Consider the following 23,260-nt stretch of genomic DNA (forward strand, 5'->3'; position numbering starts at 1 on the left):
CACCCTCTCAGGTCGGCTACGCATCGTCGCCTTGGTGAGCCGTTACCTCACCAACTAGCTAATGCGCCGCAGGTCCATCTATAAGCGACAGATTGCTCCGTCTTTCCCAATCCGGTCATGCGACCAGATTGCGTATCCGGTATTAGCATTCGTTTCCGAATGTTATCCCGGTCTTACAGGCAGGTTACCTACGTGTTACTCACCCGTCCGCCGCTAAGTCACTCCCGAAGGAATAACTCCGCTCGACTTGCATGTATTAGGCACGCCGCCAGCGTTCGTCCTGAGCCAGGATCAAACTCTCCAAATTGGTTAGTTGATGACTCATTACTTCACTAGCTATTTTAAAACATTGTCGGATTTTGACGTGATCCATTTGTTCAGTTTTCAAAGAACTTGCTGTCACATTTTGTCGTGACAAGTAAATATATTATCACCCTCACTCGATGTTGTCAACAGATTAATTCATGTATAAATGATTCATTCTGTTGTCGTTGTCGAAGTGTGTCTCAGAAGCGACAAGAAATAATATATCATTTGCGAAAAAACATTGCAAGTTGAAATAAATGGATATTATAACAACATAGAAGAAGGCGCCTGAGCAGCATACAGCCCAAACGCCCTATCCCAAATCCGTCAACCGCCCATGCCCTTATTCACCCAATAAACGCAGCAGCTCGGCTTCGTCATCGATAATCGTTATACCCAGGTCTTGCGCTTTTGTCAGCTTGCTGCCGGCGCTTTCGCCCGCAATGACAAAATCGGTTTTCTTGGATACGCTGCCGGAAATCTTCGCGCCGCAGGCTTCCAGCTTTTTGGCAGCCTCATCTCTGGACATCGTAGGCAGCGTGCCCGTCAGCACGACCGTCTTGCCGCTAAATACGCTGTCCTGTCTTACAACGGTCTGCTGCTCGGCCTCGGCCTTGACGCCAAGCTCGCGCATGCGCGCTATGCTTGCGGAGGCAATCGGGTCGTTAAAATAATTGACGATGCTCTCGGCTACGATCCCTCCGACATCCGGCAGGGCGATAAGCTCCTCTACTCCCGCTTCCATGACCGCATCCAGGCTGCCGAAATGATCGGCCAGCATCTTGGTGGTTGCTTTGCCCGTGTTCGGAATCCCTAACGCGAATAGAAATGAAGCCAGCTCGCGGTCCTTGGACTTCTCGAATGCGTCAAGCAGCTTACGCGCCTTTTTCTCGCCAAACCGCTCCAGCTTGATCAGATCGTCGTAAGTCAACGCATAGAGATCGGCAGGATCCCGAACCTCGCAATCCTTATATAACTGCTCGGCGGTTGCAATGCTGAACGTGTCGATATCCATCGCATCGCGCGAGGCGAAATGCGTAATCCGGCCGATAATTTGCGGCTGGCAGCCTAGCCTGTTGTTACAGAACAAATGCGCACCGCGCTGCTCCAGCGCCGTCCCGCATGACGGGCACTCGACAGGAAAAACGATTTCTCCGCCCGGCTCCTCATCCGCCTTGCCCAAAATTTCCGGAATGACGTCATTCGAACGGCGAATGGCGACCAGCGTACCAAGCGCGTGCTTTAAATTTTTGCGTTCGATGTCGCCTATATTATTAAGCGTGCAATTCTGTACCGTGACACCTGCAAGCTCAACGGCTTCAACCCTTGCTACCGGCGTTATTTTGCCCGTGCGGCCTACCTCCCACGATACCGATTCCAGCACCGTCGTCGTTTCCTCGGCTTCGAACTTGAAAGCGACCGCCCAGCGCGGAAACTTGTCGGTATAGCCAAGCGCTTCGCGCGTCCGCATGTCCACAACCTTAATGACCGCACCATCAATGAGGAAATCAAGCTCCCCCCGCCGCTCCGTCACGAGCGCCAGTTCAGCCTGGACCTCTTCAATCGTATTCATATAACTGACATAAGGGTTCACTTTAAAACGGTTGTCTTTCAAAAACTGCTGCATCTCACGGTGATCCGCAAAAGATACGCCGTCCGCATAGCCAATATTATAGAAGAAGGCATTCAGCTTCCGTTCCGCCGTCGTCTTCGGATTCAGGTTGCGGAGGGCGCCTGCCGCCGCGTTGCGTGCGTTTTTGAGCGGCTCCGCGGCAGTTTCATTATATTTGGCCAGCACCGACAGCTGCATGATGCCCTCGCCCTGCACTTCGATAATGCCGTCCGTGAACGGAATCGTAAGCGGCACCGAACGGATCGTGCGCACCTGCTGCAATATGCCTTCGCCCACGACGCCATTGCCGCGAGTCGCCGCTTGAACCAGTTCGCCGTCCTCGTATGTCAGGTTAAGCGTCAACCCGTCGAACTTAAGCTCTACGACATAGGATGGCTGCGGCAAAGGCTCTTCATCCGGATGCTTCGTATTATAATCGTTAATCGCTCTGAGCAATCGGGTATTCCACGCAAGCAAATCCTCTGCGTCCTGCGCTTTGTCCAGGCTCCACAGCCTGGCGCGATGCTTGTAGGGCTCAAACCCCTTTAGAAGTTCGCCTCCAACCCGCTGCGTCGGCGACCCAGGCAGAATAACGCCTGTTGCAGCCTCGAGCGCGACAAGTTCATCATAGAATTTATCGTAATCCGCGTCGTCTACGGTCGGCTGATCCAACGTGTAATATTGATAATTATGCTCTGTAATGATCGCAGCAAGCTGCTGCATTCTCTCTAACTGAGCGTTCACGGGAGGCTCCTCCTTCTAATCGTCCAAAAATGGCAAACCTTACAGCTTCGTTATTGGAGCGAAGCTTGCTAGCAGTCGCTTGATGCCGGTCGGCGCGGGGAAAGCGATTTGAAGCTCCATATCGTTGCCCGTCCCCTTGACGGAAACAACGACGCCTTCCCCCCATTTGCCGTGCGCGACGCGATCGCCAGCGGCAAAATCACGCGGCGACGCGTTATCGCCCGCCGCGCCGCTGCCCTGGGCCGCCCGAGCGGCATCCTGCAGCGGCGTGCTTACCCGCACGCCGCCCCGGCCGCCCATCGCGGCCGGGGCCGTTCCCCCGATACCCGGGGAACGGCCCCCTGCGCCGGGCGCGCCGTAGGCTGGCGCGCGCCCGGCAACCCCGCGGCCGGCGGCGCTATGCGCAGCCGCGCCGCCGCTGATGCTGCCCGCGGCGGCGCCCAGACGCGCGCCTCCGCGGGAGAAGCTTCCTCCGGAAGAGGCGGATTCCCGCACGCTTTCCGGAATTTCCTGCAGGAAGCGCGAAGGAGCATTGCTGCCGGTCCTGCCGAACAGCGTCCGCATTCTCGCGCAGGTCAGGTAGAGCCGCTTCTCCGCGCGGGTGATGCCCACATACGCGAGGCGGCGCTCCTCCTCAAGCTCCTCGTTGTCGGCGAGCGCCCGGCTGTGCGGAAATACGCTTTCCTCCATGCCGATAATAAATACGACCGGGAATTCGAGGCCTTTGGCGCTGTGCATCGTCATCAGCACGACCGCGTCCTTGCTTTTCTCCGCTTCCTCTTCTTCCTTATTCAGCGTGTCGATATCGGCAATCAAGGCCAAATCCGTCAGGAAAGCGACAAGCGTCCGGTCTTCATTGCGTTTCTCGAAATCCATCGTCACGGAGAGAAACTCTTCGATATTTTCAAGGCGGGCCTTCGACTCCAGCGTATTCTCCTGCTGCAGCTCCAGACGATACTGGGACAGTTCCAGCACCTTCTCGGTGAGCTCCGTTACCGACAAGTATTCCACCATTCGCGTCAAATTGTCGATAATTTCATAAAATTCGCGAAGCAGCGTTCTCGTCCTTCCGTTCACCTCGACGCCCTGGAGGTCATTCAGCACCCGATAGATCGAAGTACCGCGCCGCGCCGCCTCCTCTGCCAGCTTCCCGACGGTCGTATCCCCGATGCCCCGCTTCGGCACATTAATAATACGCTGCAGGCTGATGTCGTCGTCCGGATTGGAGACAAGCTTCAGATAGCCGAGCAGGTCCTTGATTTCTTTGCGGTCATAGAACTTAATGCCGCCGACAATCTGGTAGGGAATATCCGATTTGATCAGTATTTCCTCTATCACCCGCGATTGTGCATTCGTCCGGTACAAAATCGCATGATCGGCGAATTTATAATGGCTGTTTACATTTTTGCGAATCTCGCCCGTCACGAAATATCCTTCGTCATGCTCCGTATCGGCTTGGTACAACGAAATGAGGTCTCCGGCGCCCTGGTCGGTCCACAGCTTCTTCGGCTTACGTCCCGTGTTCAGCTTAATGACCGCATTCGCCGCATCGAGAATATTCGCCGTCGAACGGTAATTCTGCTCCAGCATAATCGTCCGCGCTTCAGGGTAGTCGCTCTCAAAATTCAGAATGTTCGTAATGTCCGCGCCGCGCCAACGGTAAATCGACTGGTCGCTGTCGCCTACCACGCATATGTTATGATGCTTATCCGCAAGCATTCGCGTCAGCATATACTGCGCCCGGTTCGTATCCTGGTACTCGTCGACATGGATGTAGCGGAATTTATTTTGATAAAAATCAAGCACCTCGGGAACGTCTTTAAACAATTGAATCGTTATCATGATCAGATCGTCGAAATCGAGCGAATTATTGCTGCGCAGCCGCTTCTGGTATTTCTCGAACACTTGGGCCACGATGCCTTGAAAATAATCCCCGGCCTTCTGCCCGTACATCTCCGGCGAGATCAGCTCATTCTTCGCTCCGCTGATGGCGGCCTGCACCGCCTTCGGCTCGAATTTCTTCGTATCGATGTTCATATCCTTCATGCAATTTCGGATAACGGAAAGCTGGTCGGATGAATCCAAAATGGAAAAACTCGACGTGAAGCCGATCCGGTCGATATCTCTGCGGAGGATGCGCACGCACATCGAGTGAAAGGTCGATACCCAAATGTCGCGTCCCGACGGGCCGACCAGCGCGCTTACCCGGTCCTGCATTTCTCTTGACGCTTTATTCGTAAAGGTGATGGCCAAAACACTCCATGGCGCCACACGCTTCTTCTCTATTAAGTAAGCGATTCGATGCGTCAATACGCGCGTCTTGCCGCTGCCCGCTCCCGCCATGATAAGCAGCGGGCCGTCAGTCGCAAGAACGGCCTCCCGCTGCGGCGGATTGAGCTTTTGCACCGCTTGCTCGATGCCTATATGATTCAACATGCTTTCGGCTCCTTTGTTCGCATTTGTTCGCCTCTTCCCAGTGTAGACAACGGCCTCTCCCGTGTCAATTTGCAGCACGAAAAAAATGCCGCAAAAGTTGCGCCAAGCCGAAACGCCTGTCCGTGTCCTTGTCAGAGGACCCAAACCGTTTCGCGGAAAATTCCGAGCACATATAAGTGTAAAGCTTATAAAATCCTAGAATTGAAAAAATACCACCGTTCCATTTCCAGAGCGGTGGCTGTTTATTTGATTTGAACATATATCGGCCTAATCTTCGTTGAAGGCTTCGCGCCTGCGCCGAGGATAGAAGATTTTTTTGCCTATGTGAAAAAATGCGAAATGAGGCTGTTCTTCTCTCGGCATAATCGCAGCCCGCTACCTTATTCTCTTGCTGTCATCCCGCTTCCAGCTGTCTCCCGAACAGCCGAAACGGTGGACAACGCAGCCTGTAAATCGCTGTAAATAATGTTGCCGACAACGACGGTATGCGCCGCTTCAGCCGCTTGACGGGCTTTGTCCGCATCATCGATGCCGCCGCCGTAAAACACCCGAGCCTGAACAGCCGCTGCCCGCGCCCGCTTCACCAGCCGCATGTCGCCGAACCGTCCGCTGTACTCCAAATAGATGACCGGCAGACGCATGAGCCGGTCCGCCATCTGCACATGCGCAATAAGGTCAGCCTCGCTGATCGCCGTCAGTGCTCCCGTCAGCTTAGCTGCCGTCGCTTCTTCATTCAAAATAATATAGCCTTGTGCCGCAGTCTCCTCCCAAGGAACAAAGGAGCCATACTCCTTCAACCCCTCCGTCTGGCGCCCGTTAATCCATTCCGCCCGATTCGTATTCAGAACCAGAGGGACGAAATAACCGTCAAAGCCTGGAACGGCACCTTCCAGGGTAGACACCTCAAGCACGCAGTCTACCGCATACCTGCGGATGCGCGCCATGAGGTCGACAATTTTCTCAAACGTAACTCCGCTGGAGCCTCCGACGATAATCGCATCTGTGCCGGACATGCATACCGCATCCAGCGCTTCGTCGGACAGATCCCGGTCGGGATCAAGCTTAAACACATGCCTCCAGCCGGAAAACCACGCATCATTCATGAAAAGTCCTGCCTCGCTATAATTATTTAACCAGCTGACCGCGGGTAACGCCCAGCTGATTGATCGCCTTCAGGCTTCTCCAAACCTGGGTGCCGCTGATGCGGCCGTCGAGCGCGTCGCGGTAAAGCGACAGCACCTCGAGCACCTTCTCCGGCGTTTCCTCCAAAAATTCGACGCGGAAGTTCGATACGCCGAGTCCGACGAAATTGCGGATGTATTCCGCTCCCGATTGTTCAATCGCATTGTATACCGTATTGCGGCAGCCTTCATCGACGCGCACCGGGTGCGCCATGCCGATCCGGTCCTGCAGCGAAGCGCGCTGCTCCTCGCACGGCCGTCCGCAGTTCGTAAAGTCCGTCCCTTCGCTCATGAAGGTGCAGTAGACGCAGTGCTCCGTATGGAACATCGGCAGATGCTGATGGATAACGACTTCCAGCATCGAGGTGTCCGAGCTTTCAAGCAGATCGACCATTTGCTGAATATTAAGATCGTACGACGGCGTAATCAAATCCAGTCCGACCTCGGTAAACAGGTTGACCGCTTTATGGTTCGCCACATTGAGCGAGAAATCGCCGATCAGCTTAGGGAACGGCTTATTCGGATTGGCCGCGCGAGCCCGTAAATAGTAGTAAAGCGCACCCGTGTTGCGTACAAGAACCGCATCCGGCTGCAGCTTCAATATATTCGCGTGGTAGCCGTTCTCTCCCGGCATGTGAATGCGCGGCGTCGCCAGCGCGATCGGCTTGCCCGCTTCGCGCGCGGCAGCCACGGCCGCCGGAAATTGCTTAATGAATTCAAAGTCGGCATATACGTAAGACACGTCGGTCTTCACCGCTGCCTCGACCTGCTCCAGACTGCGGCAAAGCGCGATCAGATTGGCATCTTTGCCGCTGCGGGGCGCCAAAATATCCTTAGGCGCTTTATCGCTTTCGACGGCATCGGCAACCGTATTCTTCACATACAGCGGAGGCTTCGGACGCTCGCCAGCGAGCTGTTCAACCGCTTCGCGGCGAAGCCGGTTAAGCTCACGGATCGGCACGATTAAATCGCCCTGCAGGTCAACCTCCAGCTGTTCCAGCTGATAAACCGTTCCGCCAAGCCGGCCCAGTTGATCCTCAATCAGCGCGGCATCCATCGGACGCTTCTGCGCCTGCTCGAGCGGCAGCTCGGAAGCCACCTCGACGGTCGTCCCCTTCTGAACGTCCGTCCACCAGGTGCGCATCGGCTGGCCAAGCGCGCCGGTTACCCGGACATGAAGCGGAAATACGCGATACGGCTTTTCCGTTTCGAACGTCGCTCTCAGGCGTTTATCCAGCGCCGGATCGCTGGTCTTCCATACGCGGTCGCCGACATGAACCTTGCGCAAGTCCACATCGTTGCGGCCGGCTACGAGCTCAATCAACGTGCCTTCCTGCGCTTCGCCTTCGATCTTCACGCCTTGACGGCGAATATCGTAAACGCGTCCGCCCTCTTCCTTCTTCGTCGGATCGCCCGCGTCGAACACGATGCCGTCGCCGCGCTTCAGCGGCGCTTCGATCCGCAGCGTAACCGCATCGCGCATAATGCGTTCTACCCGGCCGAGGTATACCCCCCGGCTCTTAGGGAACGTCCCCTCTACAAGCTCCTTGTTGTTCGTTCCCTGCAGGAAACCGTGCGTGAAGCCGCGCGAGAAGCTCTGCTGCAGCTCACGCACGTCTTCGACCGACGGCTTCGACAGGTCGCCTTCGAAATATTTATCGATCGCGCGCCGATACTTGCTCACGACATTCGCGACATATTCCGGACTCTTGAGGCGTCCTTCAATTTTAAACGACGTGACGCCCGCTTCGATGAGCTCCGGCACGATATCGATCGCCGCCAAATCCTTCGGCGACAGCAAATACGCGATGTCTCCCATCGGCTTCACCTCGCCGTCGACCATCAGATCATACGGCAGCCGGCAAGCCTGCGCGCATTCGCCGCGGTTCGCGGAACGCCCTCCCCACATTTCCGAGGTGAGGCATTGTCCGGAATACGATACGCACAGCGCGCCGTGCACGAATACTTCCATCGGCAGCTTCGCCTGCTCGCCGATCGTGCGAATTTGCTTCAAATTATTTTCGCGCCCGAGCACAACCCGCTCCAGCCCGAACGGCTTCGTGAACTCAACAGCTTCAGGCGACGTTATTGTCATCTGGGTCGAACCGTGAATCGGGAAGTCCGGCGAAAGCTCGCGAATCAGCTTGACAAGACCCAAATCCTGCACGATCACCGCATCAACCCCGGCATCGATACACATTTCAATCAGCTTCTGCGCATCCCGCAGCTCGTCCTCGAATACGAGAATGTTAAACGTCAGGAAGCCTTTTACGCCATACGTATGAAGAAACGCCATAATTTCCGGCAGCTCCTCGCTGCGGAAGTTGTTCGCGCGGGCGCGGGCATTGAACTTCTCAACGCCGAAAAATATCGCGTCGGCCCCGTTCGCTACGGCTGCCCGCATGCAATCCCAATCGCCGGCCGGAGCCAGCAGCTCGATATCCGATCTATTTAATGTTGTTTTCATTTATTGGTTAATTCCTTTCATTCCAAGCGTAAACGGCTCACGCCGCTGTTCTTACCAGTGTATCAAACCGCGACCCGCTAATCCACCACACATTGCTGCCGGCAATCGCACAAAAAAAATACCGGCTCCCGTCAAAGGGACACCGGTATGAATAGCTTTAGTTAAAACGAATGGATTGGACGGTATCGTTGATGCGCTGTACATTACTTGGCGTTGCATTTGCGTCATAGAGCACGAAGTAATAGACTAATGGTCCGTTGGCCGTGTCGGCGATGTAGAAAATCTCGGAATAGGGCATGCCTTCATCCGGCTCAGCCGTATGACCTACAAATTTATACACCATCTTGCCATTTACCTGTATCATAGTTGACTCTTTAAGAGTCGTTCCTACTTCCGCGGCTTCGGCACTTCTCGTATATGCCGTGATATCTGCCAGAATAGATGAAGCATTACCTTCCGCCGCATAGATCGTCATTTCGCCGCCGGAGAAGGAATAGTACACTTCATCCTCGTTGAAATTATTTTGCACGCCGTACCAGTAGGCCGGAATTTCAATCGAATAGCCGTACATTGAGCTGCGTTTCGTTACTTTTTTGCTGCGGTCTACAAAATCATAATCGTTCTCTACCTGATCAAAGTTTTTCTCGATGTAAGCCGTATCGATATCCAGAGACGCCATTGCGCTATTATAAATTTCATTGCCCTTCGAACCGTTAAAGAGATCGTAATAAAAATCGATGGAATAGCGGTAATTGCCGGCTATTAGCAAAACCTCGTTGCCTTTTATCCAATTTTTCAAGTCATACGTATATTCATAGCTTAAAACAAGCGCATTCCCATCTTGAAGCTTTAATGGCGACGTCGTAATGCCCCGCACATAATTGCTCGCAAAATCGTCGCGAATGTCCGCTTCCCTGCGGGCAGCCCATTTCTCTAACGTATCGCCTTCAACCGCTGATGATAACGAAAAGTACAAGGATTCATTTTCACTGTAATAAGCCGGCTTCGCGCTCTTATTATCATTGTACCAACCGGTCGGCAGCTTAACCGTTAAGCCAAAATCAACGTCTTTAAAGGTAATAACCCCGTTTACTACCTTTGTGATATCTTTAACCGCTTTATCCGTGGCGTTAAACGAAGGCTTGAAACTGTTCAGCAATACGTCATAATTTTTCAACACCGACTTATCCGCGCCTTGTGCGCCGACGATAACGATATAGAAATTTTCGCCTTGCTGGATTCCCCGATACTCATAATGCGTTTTATCTTGCTTGGTATAAGTTACCAGCTTCTCGAAGCTTAAGCCGCCGACCGAAATCGTCCGTTCATCAACCGTATATTCATCGCCTTCAAAATAACCGTTAAGCATATCGCGCTGTTCCTCGCTTGTCAGCTCACTGTCGCCCGTATGCTCGGTAATGACGATGACTTGAGCCGCTTCCTTCGCATCCGCCCATTTCACATAGTCGCCGCTGTCGCTTTGCATCACTTGCACGAGACCTGCCGGGTAGTTCATCGACCATCCGTAGTAGCTGTCGCCGACCTTCGTCTTATTGAAATCGGCGTCGATCGACGTTCCGCCGGCATCTGACAATTGTGCGCGAGAGCCGGTAATAACCGTTTCTTTGGTTGCTTGGTCAACTGTAATAGCCGCACCGAATGCTTCAACGATGACGCGAAGCGGAACCATGGTGGAGCCCTTTAAGACAACGGGAGCCACCGCAACCGTCTTCACCGCTCCGTTTACTTTAACCGACTTGCTTCCGAATGTTAAAACGACTTTACGATCGTTGTATGTCAACGTAATGATGTTGCCGTTCTCCAGCTTAAGTCCTGCGCCAAAAGCGTTTGTAATGACCTTAAGCGGAACCATCGTTGTTCCGGCCGTTACAAACGGCGCTATGACTGTTGATGCCGTACCGTTAATTTTAACCGTCGGGCTTCCCGCTTTTAAACGAATTTCCACCTTCTCCGCAGTACCGGAGGCGAATACGGCAATCGGCATCATTGACAAGATCAGCAATGCCGGCAGCAGCAGGGTGATCATTTTTTTAAACAAGTTATTATAGTTCGACATATTATGGCTCCCTTTAAGTTGAATGATTGCAAATGATGATAATTACGGTATGGATTATTCTTCTGACAACGTCAGCTTGCGCGTGACCAGATCGCCATCGATTTGTAGCATGACCTCCACTTGCTGCCCCGGCAAATAACTCTTCAGAAGCTCGTTGAGCTCGACAATCGTCGACACTTGCTTGCCCGCTACTTTATATAGCTGATCGCCGCTCTGGATCCCGGCCTTCTTCGCCGAATCTGACGTAACGGTCTTTACCGTAAGCGGATCCGATGACGGAATGCCGATAACGGCCGACCAGCTTTCCTCCAGCCCGATACCGAGCGAGGCGCGTTTGACAAATCCGTATTTGAAAAAATGATTCGTAACGTATTGCACGGTATCCGAAGGAATGGAAAACCCGAGATTGTCCACCCCGACTTCTACGAATTTCTGGGAATTAACGCCGATGACCTCGCCTTTCATGTTGACGAGAGGTCCGCCGCTGTTGCCCGGATTAATCGCCGCATCGGTTTGCAGCAGATTATAAGCCGATGAAACGCTGCGGTTCATGCCGCTGACGATGCCGCTTGTCGCTGTGTTGCGAAGCGAGAACGATACCGGCGTACCGATGGCGATAACCGTTTCGCCTACCTGCACCTTTAACGGCGCTGCCGCGAATTTGGCAATCGGGAGTTTCGAAGCTTTTATCTTGACCAGCGCCAGGTCGCTTGCTTCATCGTAATGCGTACGCACCGCATCGAATTGCTTGCCGTCGGCGGTAACAACGACCAAATTCGTCATAGCCTCCACGACATGCGCGTTCGTTACGATCCAGCCGTCTGAGCGGATGATGACTCCGGTCCCATGAGCGAGAGCATATCGCGGATCCGCCGAACCGACATCCTCCGGCTTGCCTATTATGGCTACAACGGAAGGCGAAACCTTCTTAATGACTGACGGGATGTCTGCCGGCGTGTACGCATAGGTGTTTGTCTTTGAATCAAAAGTACCGGTTCCGCCAAGCGCCGCCGTTAACGAGCTTGCTTTGACATATACTTCGCCGTTAATTTTTGTGGCATTCAAGGCGTACGGCGCGGTCATACCGGCTCCTGCAGCCCATGCCGTTCCCGCAGCAGCAAGCGCCCCAAGGACGATGAAGCTGCATATGCGAAGCATACTGCGTTTCATGAAGTCACTCTCCTTATCTCTATACCGTGCAGCATGCCGCACGAAGCTGCCGTTTCATACAGCTATATGAAATTACAGGTAATTAGTAGTATAGAATATATTGCCAATCCTTACAACGGAAATTTACAAGATTTATAGGAAAAAAGAACGATGACAATCGACCCCCATCCCGCTGTATGCTAGTTTTGTTTTGTTATTATGCGATTTTGTCAAATGTCGTTTCGATTATGTGTTCTGCAAGCGGAAGTGGTATACTAGGAGAGACTGCTAAAACAATCCATTTGGTGGATTTAGGAGGTAAGATTATACATGAAATTAGGAGTATTTAGCGTTCTTTTTGCACAAAAGCCGTTCGAGGAAGCGCTCGACTATATTGCCTCCAAGGGACTTGAAGCGATCGAAATCGGAACTGGCGGCTATCCGGGAAATGCGCATTGCGATCTTGACGGCTTGCTTGCAGACGAGGCAAAGCTGAAAGCGTTTAAGCAGGCGGTAGAATCGCGCGGTCTTATGATCAGCGCACTGAGCTGCCATGCGAATCCGCTTCACCCGCAGAAGGCGATTTCTTCGGAACATGACGCTGTAATCCGCAAAACAATTGAGCTTGCCAACCGTCTTGAAATCTCTGTGGTGAACACTTTCTCCGGCTGCCCGGGCGATCATGAGGATGCCAAATATCCGAACTGGCCGGTTGCTCCTTGGCCGAACGATTACCAGGATATTCTGAAATGGCAATGGGAAGCAAAAGTTATTCCATATTGGTCTGAGATCGGAAAGCTTGCAGAAGCAAGCGGGGTAAAAATCGGCCTTGAGCTGCACGGCGGATTCTCCGTACACAGCCCGGCAACCATGCTGCGCCTTCGCGAAGCGGCCGGCAGCGCAATCGGAGCTAACCTCGATCCAAGCCACATGTGGTGGCAAGGAATCGATCCTGTACAGGCTGTACATATTCTTGGACGCGCGGGAGCTATTCATCACTTCCATGCGAAGGATACGACGATCGACCCGATTAACGTCAATCATCACGGCGTGACAGACATGCAATCATACGCGCTCATGCTTGACCGCGCTTGGCAGTTCCGTACTGTCGGCTATGGACATGACCTCAAAACATGGGCAGACATCCTTAGCGCGCTCCGCCTTGTCGGTTACGATTATGTTGTCAGTATCGAGCACGAGGACGGCCTGATGTCGGTAGACGAGGGCTTTACGAAGGCTGTTCAAAACCTGCAGCAAATTCTGATCCGCGAGCCGCTTGGCGAAATGTGGTGGGTATAAGCTTTAATCGGGTAAGAGGCTACCCATTAGTTGAGTAGCCGACCTCCCACACCACCGTACGTACCGTGGCGCACAAGAAAAGGTCTGCCGGACTTGTCCGGCAGACCTTTTCCTTTTTCCATTCTATGGCTTAAGCTAACCAAATCTGAGTAATCATAATAAAATCGATCAACAGAAATAACGCGAGTGCTACAAACGTAAATCCGATCGCAAACAGATTTTTCTTTGGACGAGCACTCAGCAGACGAACGAAACCGATAGCAATCAATACGGTAAACGCAAGCATGAACCAATCGAAGGTGTTAATTTTACTTGCCGCTTGAGCTGCTTCTTCTGCTAAAAACATGAAGGGACCTCCTTTTATTCGCACGTAACCTATTTTACTCTATGTTAGCTTTAACTTGCTGCCGGCGCAAGTCTGAATCCGGATTCGTAACAACTTTGTCACGATTTCCGGATAATTGCTTCAATATAATTAAAGCAAATGAATCGCATAACAAAGTCTTATGACCAGACTTCCCCCATCCATTGTAGCTATACCTAAAATATGATACCATCAACATAGTATATTCATACCAAGTTCGTCGGATTTTAAAGGTATGAATGCCACACACAAGGGGGATATACAAATGGCTTACGAACCGATTTGGATGAACGACCCTTCCAAATTGAATAAATTCGAATTTGTTAAAATGGATAAGGACGGCCTCGACGTTATCCGAACCATTATCGAGAAGTATTCCAAAGAAGGCTACTCTTCGATTCCGGAAGATGACATGAACCGATTCAAATGGGCTGGCGTCTATGAGCAAAAGCCTCGCGACGGCCATTTCATGATGCGGATTCGCATTAACAGCGGCATTATGACAACCGAACAAGCCCGCATGATCGCTTCGATCGGACGCGACTACGGCCGCGATCTTATTGACGTTACGACGCGCCAGGCGATTCAATATCACTGGTTGAAGGTTGAGGACCTACCGGATATTTTCAACCGGCTCGAGCAAGTTGGCCTATACAGCTTCGAGGCTTGCGGCGACTGCCCAAGAACGATTGTCGGTAATCCGCTTGCAGGAATCGATAAGGACGAACTCATGGATACGACCGCGATTGTCGAGGAAGTGAACAAGTTCTATCTCATGAATCGCGATTTCTCGAATCTGCCCCGCAAATATAAAATGTCCATCTCTGCCAATATCTATAACAACGCGAACGCTGAAATTAACGACCTGGCATACGTCCCTGCTACAAAAGTGATTGATGGAAAAGAAGTCATTGGATTCCATATTTTTGTTGGCGGCGGTTTGTCCGCTAAGCCGCACCTGGCGAAGCCAATCGATATTTTTGTTCGTCCGGAAGAGGTATTAAAGGTGTCCATCGGCGTAACGACGATTTTCCGCGATTACGGCTACCGCGAGAAGCGTCATCAAGCTCGTTTGAAGTATTTGGTTGCGGACTGGGGCCCTGATAAATTCAAAGAAAAGCTGATCGAGCTTATCGGCGATATGCCTTCCCGCGGCGAAGACAAAACGGTCGGTTGGCAAGCGGCTTACTTCGACGGCGTACATCCTCAGAAGCAGGAAGGCTTGAATTATATCGGTTTGAACGTTCCAGTCGGCCGTACGAATTCGGAAGAGCTGGAACAGCTTGCAGACATTGCCGAGAAATTCGGAGACGGCAAAATTCGCACGACGATGTCGCAAAACATTTTGATCGCCGGCATTCCGGACGATAAGGTCGAAGAAGCGCTTCAAGCTCCGGTATTTGAACGCCTGACGCCGAACCCTAAAAACTTTATGAGCCGCACGGTTTCCTGCACGGGAAATGAGTTCTGCAACCTGGCTATTGTGGAGACCAAGGAATACGCCCGCGTCGTTGCCCAATACCTGGATGAGAACGTCGAGCTGGATGAGAAAATCCGCATCCACTTTATTGGCTGCCCGAACGCTTGCGGCCAGAAGCATATTGCCGATATCGGTCTTCAAGGCTCGCTGGTGAAGACGCCTGAAGGCATGGTAGATGCTTACGATATCGCTGTTGGCGGTATTCTCGGACCGGATGCCAAATTCAATACTGCGCTTAAGGGCCGTGTCAAAAGCGAAGATGTCGGCAGCGTATTGAAACAGCTGATTGAATTCTATAAAGAGCAGCGCAGTGCGGGTGAAAGCTTCCATACCTTCGTCAATCGCGTTGGCGTGCCTGCATTCCAAGAAAAGCTTACTGCAATTTTAGCAGGATAAACACAATTGTAAATTCTGAAAAACCATTGACAGTCTGGCATATTGCCGATTGATCGATGGTTTTTTTGCATGTTTTCAACCTATCGATTATTCAAAAGATTAACCACTTTCTTTTAAAAATGGCTTTGTCTGTAACGGACACGAACAGTAAACTTCGACGGGCAGCATATTCCTGTTACGCTAACGTGCAGGCTAAATGTAATTGATTTAAAAAATAATCCACCAAATATTTGGTTGCTATCGTGGTACAATTCGTATTAATATTCATTGGGTGGTGAAGGGTATGAAAGATGAGGTCTATTTATATAATCACGCCCGTTGGGAAGCGTTAGCTAAAGCAAATGCTTTATTCACGCGTCCAATGACCGATCTGGATAAAGAGACGGCCCGGGATTATTTAGGATTGGATCGGTTAGGAGTAGCTGGTGATTTATCAGGAAAAAAAGTTCTTTGTTTGGCAAGTGGCGGAGGACAACAGTCGGTTGCATTTGCATTGTTGGGAGCCGTTGTATCCGTATTTGATATTTCTCCGTCCCAATTGCAACGTGATAAGGCTGGCGCGGAACATTATGGTCTTGAGGTTAGTTTATTTCAAGGCGATATGCGTGATTTATCTTGTTTCGACAACGATTCGTTTGATATAATCTGGCACCCTTACTCCCTTACTTTTGTTCCAGATTCACGAGTCGTATTTCATGAAGTATCCCGTATTCTCAAAGTAGGTGGGCTTTATCATTTAATGTGTGCGAATCCATTCTTCTTCGGACTCACACATAATGCTTGGAACGGGGATGGCTACATAATAAAGCTTCCCTACGAAGATGGAAATAGGACCACTTATCCCGATCAAGAGTGGGTTTATGACCGGTCTCAGTCCTTGGATAACATACAAGAGCCCATAGAATACAGGCAAACATTAAGCCGAATTATGAATGGTTTAATAAAAGAAGGGTTTGTTTTGGCTTACTTGTCTGAAATTAAAAGTAACGATCCTGAGTCGCTGCCTGGAAGTTGGGGGCATTTTACCGATGTGGCTCCACCGTGGTTGGAGTACATCTGGTACTACTATCCAAATTTTTTGGAGAAAATTGAAATAACTAAATAAGAACCCCGACATTTGTTCAACTAACGAGGAACGAGTTCAGTCACCGCCTTAATAAGAGGCGGTTTTCTTTTGCTCGGTAATCAACATTTAACAATAACAGTGCCTTAAAAAAAAGGGTGAATATCAGTACGAGTAACCCCTACCGAAATTCACCCTTAATCCTCTATTTATTCCGCCGCGGCGGCTACTCTTTCTTGCGCTTTATGCTGTGCGATTGTCCGTTCGCGGTCGCGCTCCAGAATCGGCTTCAGATATTTGCCCGTATAGGATTGCTCAACCTTAACCACCTGCTCGGGAGTGCCTGTTGCGACGATCGTTCCGCCGCCGTTGCCGCCTTCCGGCCCCAGATCAATTAAATAATCCGCCGTCTTGATGACATCCAGGTTATGCTCAATGACGAGCACGGATTCCCCTGAATCGACCAGACGGTGCAATACGGTTAACAAACGGTCAATATCATGAACATGCAAGCCGGTTGTCGGCTCATCCAAAATATATAGGGTTGTGCCCGTTGAGCGGCGGTACAGCTCTGCCGCCAGCTTCACGCGCTGCGCTTCGCCGCCCGACAGCGTTGTCGCAGGCTGCCCCAGCTTCATGTAACCAAGTCCAACATCCAGCAAGGTCTTAACCTTCCGATGAATACGCGGGAGGTTCTCGAAGAAGGAGCATCCGTCCTCGATCGTCATCTCCAGCACCTCTGCGATGTTCTTGCCTTTGTATTTCACTTCCAGCGTCTCCCGGTTGTAGCGCTTGCCCTTGCAAATCTCGCACGGCACGTAAACGTCAGGCAGGAAATGCATTTCGATCTTGATGATACCGTCGCCACGGCAAGCTTCGCAGCGGCCTCCCTTCACGTTAAAGCTGAAGCGGCCCTTCTTATAGCCGCGGACCTTCGCTTCATTCGTGCTGGCGTACAAATCGCGAATATCGTCGAATACGCCGGTATACGTTGCCGGATTGGAACGAGGTGTCCGGCCGATCGGCGATTGGTCGATGTCGATAACCTTCTCCAGATGCTCCAGACCGCGCATTTCTTTGTACTGCCCCGGACGCACCTTCGCTTTATTTAAGTCGCGAGCTAACGTCTTATACAAAATCTCGTTAACAAACGTTGATTTGCCTGAACCCGATACGCCCGTAACGGCGGAGAACACGCCGAGCGGAATTTTGACATTCACGTTTCGCAGATTGTTCTCCTTCGCGCCTCGGACCTCAAGCCATTTGCCGTTTGTTTTACGCCGTTCCATCGGCACCTCAATGAACTTGCGGCCGCTCAGATATTGACCGGTGAGCGAATTCTCATCCGCCATAACTTCTTTAGGCGTTCCCTGCGCGATGACCATACCGCCGTGAATGCCGGCGCCAGGCCCGATATCGATGATATAGTCGGCAGCCAGCATCGTGTCCTCGTCATGCTCGACAACGATCAGCGTGTTGCCCAGGTTGCGCATATGCTCAAGCGTCTGGATTAAGCGGTCGTTATCCCGCTGATGAAGACCAATGCTCGGCTCGTCCAAAATATAGAGGACGCCCATCAGACTCGAGCCGATCTGGGTAGCCAGTCTAATCCGCTGCGCTTCGCCGCCGGATAACGTTCCGGCCGCGCGGCTTAACGATAAGTACTCCAAACCGACATTGACGAGGAAGCCGAGGCGGCTGTTAATTTCCTTCATAATGAGACTTGCGATCACCATTTCCTTCTCGCTAAGCTTGAGACCGTCAAAATAACGGCTCGCTTCTCCGATCGACAGCGATGTGACCTGCGAGATGTTCTGCGATCCGATGGTCACCGCCAAACTTTCCTTACGCAGACGATGGCCTTTGCAGCCGGCACAGGGCTTTGCGCTCATATAACCTTCAATATGCTCGCGCATCATATCCGATGCCGTATCCCTATACCGGCGTTCCAGATTGTTCACGATACCTTCGAAAGGAACATAAGCTTCCTTGCGGTGGCCGAAATCATTTTCATAAAGGAAGCGAACCCGCTCTCCTCCCGTTCCGTGAAGCAGCTTCTTCATCTGCTCGGCGGACAGCTCCGATACCGGCACATTTTGCGGAATGCCGTAATGCTCGCAAACCGCGCTCAGAAATTGCGGATAATAGTTCGACGTGCTTCCCGCCCATGCGAGGAAAGCCCCGTTCTCAATCGCAATGCTTCCATCCGGAACTAACAAGTCCGGGTCGACGATCATCTTCACGCCTAATCCGTCGCAATCCGGGCATGCGCCGTAAGGGCTATTGAAGGAGAACATCCGCGGCTCCAGCTCGTCAATGCTGAACCCGCATTCCGGGCAAGCGAGATTCGAACTGAACAGCAGCTCCTCCTGATCGATAATATCCACCAGCACCCGGCCCTCGGACAATTTAAGCGCCGTCTCGAGAGAATCCGCCAGCCTGCTGTGAACGTCTGATCTCACAACGATACGGTCGACGACAACCTCGATGCTGTGCTTCTTGTTCTTCTCAAGCTCAATCTTCTCGCTGAGCTCTCTCAACTCGCCGTTCACGCGTACACGTACGAATCCCTGCTTCTGGACATCGGCCAGCAGCTTCGTATGCTCGCCCTTGCGTCCGGAAATAATGGGAGCCAAGATTTGAAGCTTCGTCTTCTCCGGATACTCCATGATGCGGTCGACCATTTGCTCGACCGTCTGCGACGTAATTTCGATGCCGTGCTCCGGACAATGAGGCTTTCCGATTCGGGCAAACAACAGACGCAAATAATCATAAATCTCGGTTACCGTTCCTACCGTCGAACGAGGGTTGCGGCTGGTCGTTTTCTGGTCGATGGATATGGCGGGAGACAACCCGTCGATCGAATCGACATCGGGCTTCTCCATCTGTCCGAGAAATTGACGGGCATATGCGGACAGCGACTCGACATAACGCCGCTGGCCTTCCGCATAAATGGTATCAAATGCCAACGAGGATTTGCCGGAACCGCTTAGCCCCGTCAGTACGACAAACTTGTCACGCGGTATCGTGACGTCAATATTTTTGAGATTGTGGGCGCGCGCGCCCTTAACTACGATTTTATCGCTAGCCAAATCCGTTCTCCTCCTACTTATCCCATCTCGGCGCGCAGCTCAAGCAGCGCGTCGCGCAGCTCTGCAGCGCGTTCGAACTGCAAGCTCTTCGCGGCTTCCTTCATTTCCGCTTCGAGCCTTTGCACAAGCGCGAGACGGTCTTTCTTGGACATCTTCCCGGTGTCTGCGCCGGTTAAGTAGTCGGACTTCTGCTCCGCCACCTTCGTCGCCTCGATCACGTCATGCACTTTCTTCCGTATCGTTTGCGGCGTTACGCCATGCTTCTCATTGTAAGCAAGCTGAATGGTGCGCCTACGTTCGGTTTCCTTGATCGCCCGATCCATGGAGTCGGTGATCTTGTCGCCGTACATAATGACGCGGCCCTCGCTGTTTCTCGCCGCGCGTCCGATCGTCTGTATAAGAGCGCGGTCTGAGCGCAGAAAACCTTCCTTATCCGCATCGAGAATGGAAACGAGCGATACCTCGGGTAGATCCAGGCCTTCACGAAGGAGGTTGATTCCGATCAGCACATGGAATACGCCGAGCCTCAAATCACGCAATATAGCTAATCGTTCCAGCGTCTTAATGTCGGAATGGAGATAGCGGACTTTAATGCCTACCTCCTTCATGTAGTCGGTCAGATCCTCCGACATTTTCTTCGTTAACGTCGTGACGAGCACCCGTTCGTCCTTCGCGATTCGCTCGCGGATCTCATGCAGCAGATCATCAATCTGACCCTTGGTTGGACGAACCTCGATGATCGGATCTATCAATCCCGTCGGACGGATGATTTGCTCCGTCATCCTGTCGCAGTGCTCCAGCTCGTAAGGTCCCGGCGTTGCAGAAACATAAATCAGCTGCTTCGCTTTCGCTTCGAATTCCTCGAAGCGAAGCGGCCGGTTATCCATCGCCGACGGAAGGCGGAAGCCGTGATTCACGAGCATTTCCTTCCTCGCCCGGTCGCCGTTGAACATCGCCCGGATCTGCGGCAACGAGACATGCGACTCGTCGATGACGATCAGCATGTCATCGGGAAAATAGTCGAGCAGCGTATATGGCGTCGCTCCGCGCTCCCTGAACGTAAGCGGGCCCGAATAGTTCTCGATGCCCGAGCAGAAGCCCATCTCCGCCATCATTTCCAAATCGTAGCGCGTGCGCTGCTCCAGCCGCTGCGCCTCCAGCAGCTTGCCCGCTTCCCGCAGCTCGGCAAGACGCTCCTCCAGCTCCCGCTCGATATTGACGATGGCTACCTTCATCGTATCCTCATGCGTAACGAAGTGAGAAGCCGGGAAAATCGCGATATGCTCGCGTTCGCCGACAATCTCTCCGGTCAGAACGTCGATCTCCGATATCCGTTCGATCTCGTCTCCGAACAGCTCCACCCGGAGGGCACGTTCATTATTGGCGACCGGGAAGATTTCCACGATGTCGCCGCGTACGCGGAACGTTCCGCGCGTAAAGCTGATATCGTTCCGTTGGTATTGTATATCCACAAGCTTATGCAAAATCGCGTCGCGAGGCTTCTCCATGCCTACCCGCAGCGAGAGCACCAGGCTCCCGTACTCCGTCGGCGAACCGAGACCGTAAATACACGATACGCTCGCAACGATAATGACATCGCGGCGGTCGAATAGGGCGCTTGTCGCGGAGTGCCGCAATTTATCAATTTCATCATTGATGCTTGAATCCTTCTCAATAAAGGTGTCGGTTGAAGGAATGTAGGCTTCCGGCTGATAGTAGTCATAGTAGCTGACGAAGTATTCCACGGCATTATCGGGGAAAAAGCTCTTGAACTCGCTGCACAGCTGCGCAGCCAGCGTCTTGTTATGCGCGATAACGAGCGTCGGCCGATTCAGCCTTGCGACCGTGTTCGCGATCGTGTACGTCTTGCCCGTGCCCGTTGCCCCAAGCAAGGTTTGATGCCTCTTGCCCGCCTTGACCCCTTCGACAAGCTCCTCGATCGCCTTAGGCTGATCGCCCTGCGGCGTATAATCCGATTTCAATTCGAACAGCTTCGTTGACTTAGTAAGCTCGCTCACAGCTGTCATCCACCCCCATCATCCCTTATCCTCTTAACATTATAGTCAAATCGTTTAAGAACTCTACATGACTGAATAAAATAAGAATGTTTGTTCCCGTCTATTATAGCGTTTAATGTAAGAAGGCGCAAGATCACAACCATTTGGAGAAATTTTTAACCTTGAAGACTTGATTGGCCCGCTGCAGCGGCATAAATAAAAGCAAAGGCTGCCGCGGCAGCGCTTTGCTTTTCGTTAGAACAAGGATTTATTTTCACAATACACGCACTCACCGGACCGTTCTCTTCCCCGCCCTCTTCTCAAGCCACTCCCGGTACCATAAATCGACTTGCACAGGGATCGACAGACCGAGCTCCGACTTCATTTTCTCATTCAGCTCCGCATAGTAGGCCGCCACTTTATCATACTGCCCGCTCTCATCATACAGCTGCAGCAAAATGAACCCTTCTTCCTCGTTATACGGATCGATATGCTGAATGCGCTCATAGAGCTGAAGCGTGTAAGGATGTCCGCGGTCCGCTTTTAAATAATAGCGGCCCAGCTCGCGGGCAAACGCAAGCCAAAGTCTGCGGAGACGCTCACGCTCATGCTCCGCCCAAACGTAGCCGTAATCCCGTAAATAATCGCCTTCATACTCCATTAACAGTTGAAACCGTTCCTCATGATTCGCTGAAACCTCGGTACCCAGCCTCCCAAGCCTCTCTTCCCATTGCTCTTTATCCAGAAGCGCTTCGCCCATTTCCAGAATATAGCCTTCCTGTATGTTTGAATTATGAATCGTAATTTCCATCCCCATCGCCTGCAAACATTGCCTGATTTGATAGACGGCCGTATACAGCTGAGCCATTGCCCGCTTCATGTCCATGCTGGGAAAAAACATCTCCAGGAGCATCGATTTATGCACAATCCGGCCTCTATTGTGAAGCAAGTAAGCAAACATTTCCTGCGCCTTCGCCGTCCGCCATCTTGGCAGCTCGGGCATTCTTCCTAAGGATTGGAACTTTAAGCTTTTTAAGCAATAAATGGTTTGGGGATTATTCGTTTTCGGCTTTGCTCCCTCCCAATCGACCTTGCGTTTCAAAAGGCGCTCCATCGTTTTCTCCAGGCGCGATTTGTGCAACGGCTTCAATATGTAATCGATGGCGTTCAGTTCAAATGCTTGAATGGCGTACTCGTCGTAGGCCGTTACAAAAACAATGGCAGTACGCGGACAGGAAGATTGCAGGAGCTCTGCCGCCTGCAAGCCTGATAGGCCCGGCATATGAATATCCAGAAAAACGGCATCCGGCTGAAGCTTGCTTGCCTGCTCCAGCGCCTCCGCCGGATCCTGGAACGTATCGATCACCGCGTATTCCATGGCTTGGCGGAGCATCTTTTCCAATTGAACGAGCGCCAACCTTTCATCGTCTACCAACATTATTTTCACTAATCCCACTCCTATGCTCGCCTGGCAACGAACGAACTCGTATATCGACATTGTTCTCTTAATCTTTTATATCGGGAAATTTCCAGAATCTGATAATGGCTATTTCGACTTCTTTTTTCAGATTTTGTATATTTCGGTTCATTATAATGA

At 51.9% G+C, this 23,260-nt stretch carries 13 protein-coding genes and 1 rRNA gene; 3 read left to right on the plus strand and 11 right to left on the minus strand.

From position 1 onward, the window contains the following. From H581_RS0100005 to H581_RS0100035, 7 genes are all read right to left on the minus strand, one after another. Positions 1-307: ribosomal RNA gene (locus H581_RS0100005) — 16S ribosomal RNA — on the minus strand; the annotation flags it as partial. 342 nt (positions 308-649) lie between these two features. Beyond that, the gene (gene ligA / locus H581_RS0100010) at positions 650-2,641 is read right to left on the minus strand and encodes an NAD-dependent DNA ligase LigA (protein WP_051250375.1); all 1,992 of its coding nucleotides are present in this window, start codon (positions 2,639-2,641) and stop codon (positions 650-652) included. 60 nt (positions 2,642-2,701) lie between these two features. After that, a complete protein-coding gene (pcrA, locus tag H581_RS0100015; RefSeq protein WP_211231428.1) occupies positions 2,702-5,098 on the minus strand; it encodes a DNA helicase PcrA in 2,397 nt (798 codons plus the stop codon). Positions 5,099-5,478: 380 nt separating this feature from the next. Then, positions 5,479-6,201: a heptaprenylglyceryl phosphate synthase gene (gene pcrB / locus H581_RS0100020; RefSeq protein ID WP_028608203.1), complete on the minus strand. Its 723-nt coding sequence runs from the start codon at positions 6,199-6,201 to the stop codon at positions 5,479-5,481. 22 nt (positions 6,202-6,223) lie between these two features. Continuing rightward, positions 6,224-8,746: a U32 family peptidase gene (locus tag H581_RS0100025; RefSeq protein ID WP_028608204.1), complete on the minus strand. Its 2,523-nt coding sequence runs from the start codon at positions 8,744-8,746 to the stop codon at positions 6,224-6,226. 157 nt (positions 8,747-8,903) lie between these two features. Continuing rightward, positions 8,904-10,823 carry a stalk domain-containing protein gene (locus H581_RS0100030; protein ID WP_028608205.1) on the minus strand — a complete coding sequence of 640 codons (1,920 nt, stop codon included), beginning with the start codon at positions 10,821-10,823 and terminating at the stop codon, positions 8,904-8,906. 54 nt (positions 10,824-10,877) lie between these two features. Beyond that, positions 10,878-11,993 carry a S1C family serine protease gene (locus tag H581_RS0100035; RefSeq protein WP_028608206.1) on the minus strand — a complete coding sequence of 372 codons (1,116 nt, stop codon included), beginning with the start codon at positions 11,991-11,993 and terminating at the stop codon, positions 10,878-10,880. A gap of 309 nt (positions 11,994-12,302) precedes the next feature. Between H581_RS0100035 and H581_RS0100040 the strand changes: the two genes are divergently transcribed. Further along, a complete protein-coding gene (locus H581_RS0100040; RefSeq protein WP_028608207.1) occupies positions 12,303-13,271 on the plus strand; it encodes a sugar phosphate isomerase/epimerase family protein in 969 nt (322 codons plus the stop codon). A gap of 130 nt (positions 13,272-13,401) precedes the next feature. On the opposite strand, the gene H581_RS0100045 is transcribed toward H581_RS0100040, so the two are convergent. Further along, entirely contained in the window at positions 13,402-13,617 is a 216-nt protein-coding gene (locus tag H581_RS0100045; protein WP_028608208.1) for a hypothetical protein, read from the minus strand. Between the two features lie 283 nt (positions 13,618-13,900). Here H581_RS0100045 and H581_RS0100050 point away from each other — a divergent pair, with 283 nt between their 5' ends. Together H581_RS0100050 and H581_RS32585 are read left to right on the plus strand one after the other, a co-directional pair. After that, positions 13,901-15,511 (plus strand): nitrite/sulfite reductase, encoded by a 1,611-nt coding sequence (locus H581_RS0100050; protein WP_028608209.1) that lies wholly within the window; start codon positions 13,901-13,903, stop codon positions 15,509-15,511. A gap of 283 nt (positions 15,512-15,794) precedes the next feature. Continuing rightward, positions 15,795-16,616, plus strand: a complete 822-nt coding sequence (locus H581_RS32585) for a class I SAM-dependent methyltransferase (protein ID WP_051250351.1) — start codon at positions 15,795-15,797, stop codon at positions 16,614-16,616. 167 nt (positions 16,617-16,783) lie between these two features. Here H581_RS32585 and uvrA read toward each other — a convergent pair whose 3' ends face one another. From uvrA to H581_RS0100070, 3 genes are all read right to left on the minus strand, one after another. Then, a complete protein-coding gene (uvrA, locus tag H581_RS0100060; protein ID WP_028608210.1) occupies positions 16,784-19,666 on the minus strand; it encodes an excinuclease ABC subunit UvrA in 2,883 nt (960 codons plus the stop codon). A gap of 17 nt (positions 19,667-19,683) precedes the next feature. Next, the gene (uvrB, locus tag H581_RS0100065; protein ID WP_028608211.1) at positions 19,684-21,684 is read right to left on the minus strand and encodes an excinuclease ABC subunit UvrB; all 2,001 of its coding nucleotides are present in this window, start codon (positions 21,682-21,684) and stop codon (positions 19,684-19,686) included. Between the two features lie 268 nt (positions 21,685-21,952). Continuing rightward, positions 21,953-23,101, minus strand: a complete 1,149-nt coding sequence (locus tag H581_RS0100070; protein WP_245599855.1) for a response regulator — start codon at positions 23,099-23,101, stop codon at positions 21,953-21,955. Between the last annotated feature and the right edge of the window lie 159 nt (positions 23,102-23,260).

The sequence above is a fragment of the Paenibacillus harenae DSM 16969 genome (genome assembly GCF_000422465.1).
In the GTDB taxonomy this organism is placed as follows: Bacteria; Bacillota; Bacilli; order Paenibacillales; family Paenibacillaceae; genus Pristimantibacillus; species Pristimantibacillus harenae.

Excerpts from the sequence above, each read along its gene's own strand:
- H581_RS0100040 (WP_028608207.1), top strand. The coding sequence starts at position 12,303 with ATGAAATTAGGAGTATTTAGCGTTCTTTTTGCACAAAAGCCGTTCGAG.
- pcrB (WP_028608203.1), bottom strand. The coding sequence starts at position 6,201 with ATGAATGATGCGTGGTTTTCCGGCTGGAGGCATGTGTTTAAGCTTGAT.
- ligA (WP_051250375.1), bottom strand. The coding sequence starts at position 2,641 with ATGCAGCAGCTTGCTGCGATCATTACAGAGCATAATTATCAATATTAC.
- H581_RS32585 (WP_051250351.1), top strand. The coding sequence starts at position 15,795 with ATGAAAGATGAGGTCTATTTATATAATCACGCCCGTTGGGAAGCGTTA.
- H581_RS0100025 (WP_028608204.1), bottom strand. The coding sequence starts at position 8,746 with ATGAAAACAACATTAAATAGATCGGATATCGAGCTGCTGGCTCCGGCC.
- pcrA (WP_211231428.1), bottom strand. The coding sequence starts at position 5,098 with ATGTTGAATCATATAGGCATCGAGCAAGCGGTGCAAAAGCTCAATCCG.
- H581_RS0100045 (WP_028608208.1), bottom strand. The coding sequence starts at position 13,617 with ATGTTTTTAGCAGAAGAAGCAGCTCAAGCGGCAAGTAAAATTAACACC.
- H581_RS0100035 (WP_028608206.1), bottom strand. The coding sequence starts at position 11,993 with ATGAAACGCAGTATGCTTCGCATATGCAGCTTCATCGTCCTTGGGGCG.
- H581_RS0100070 (WP_245599855.1), bottom strand. The coding sequence starts at position 23,101 with ATGTTGGTAGACGATGAAAGGTTGGCGCTCGTTCAATTGGAAAAGATG.
- H581_RS0100050 (WP_028608209.1), top strand. The coding sequence starts at position 13,901 with ATGGCTTACGAACCGATTTGGATGAACGACCCTTCCAAATTGAATAAA.
- H581_RS0100030 (WP_028608205.1), bottom strand. The coding sequence starts at position 10,823 with ATGTCGAACTATAATAACTTGTTTAAAAAAATGATCACCCTGCTGCTG.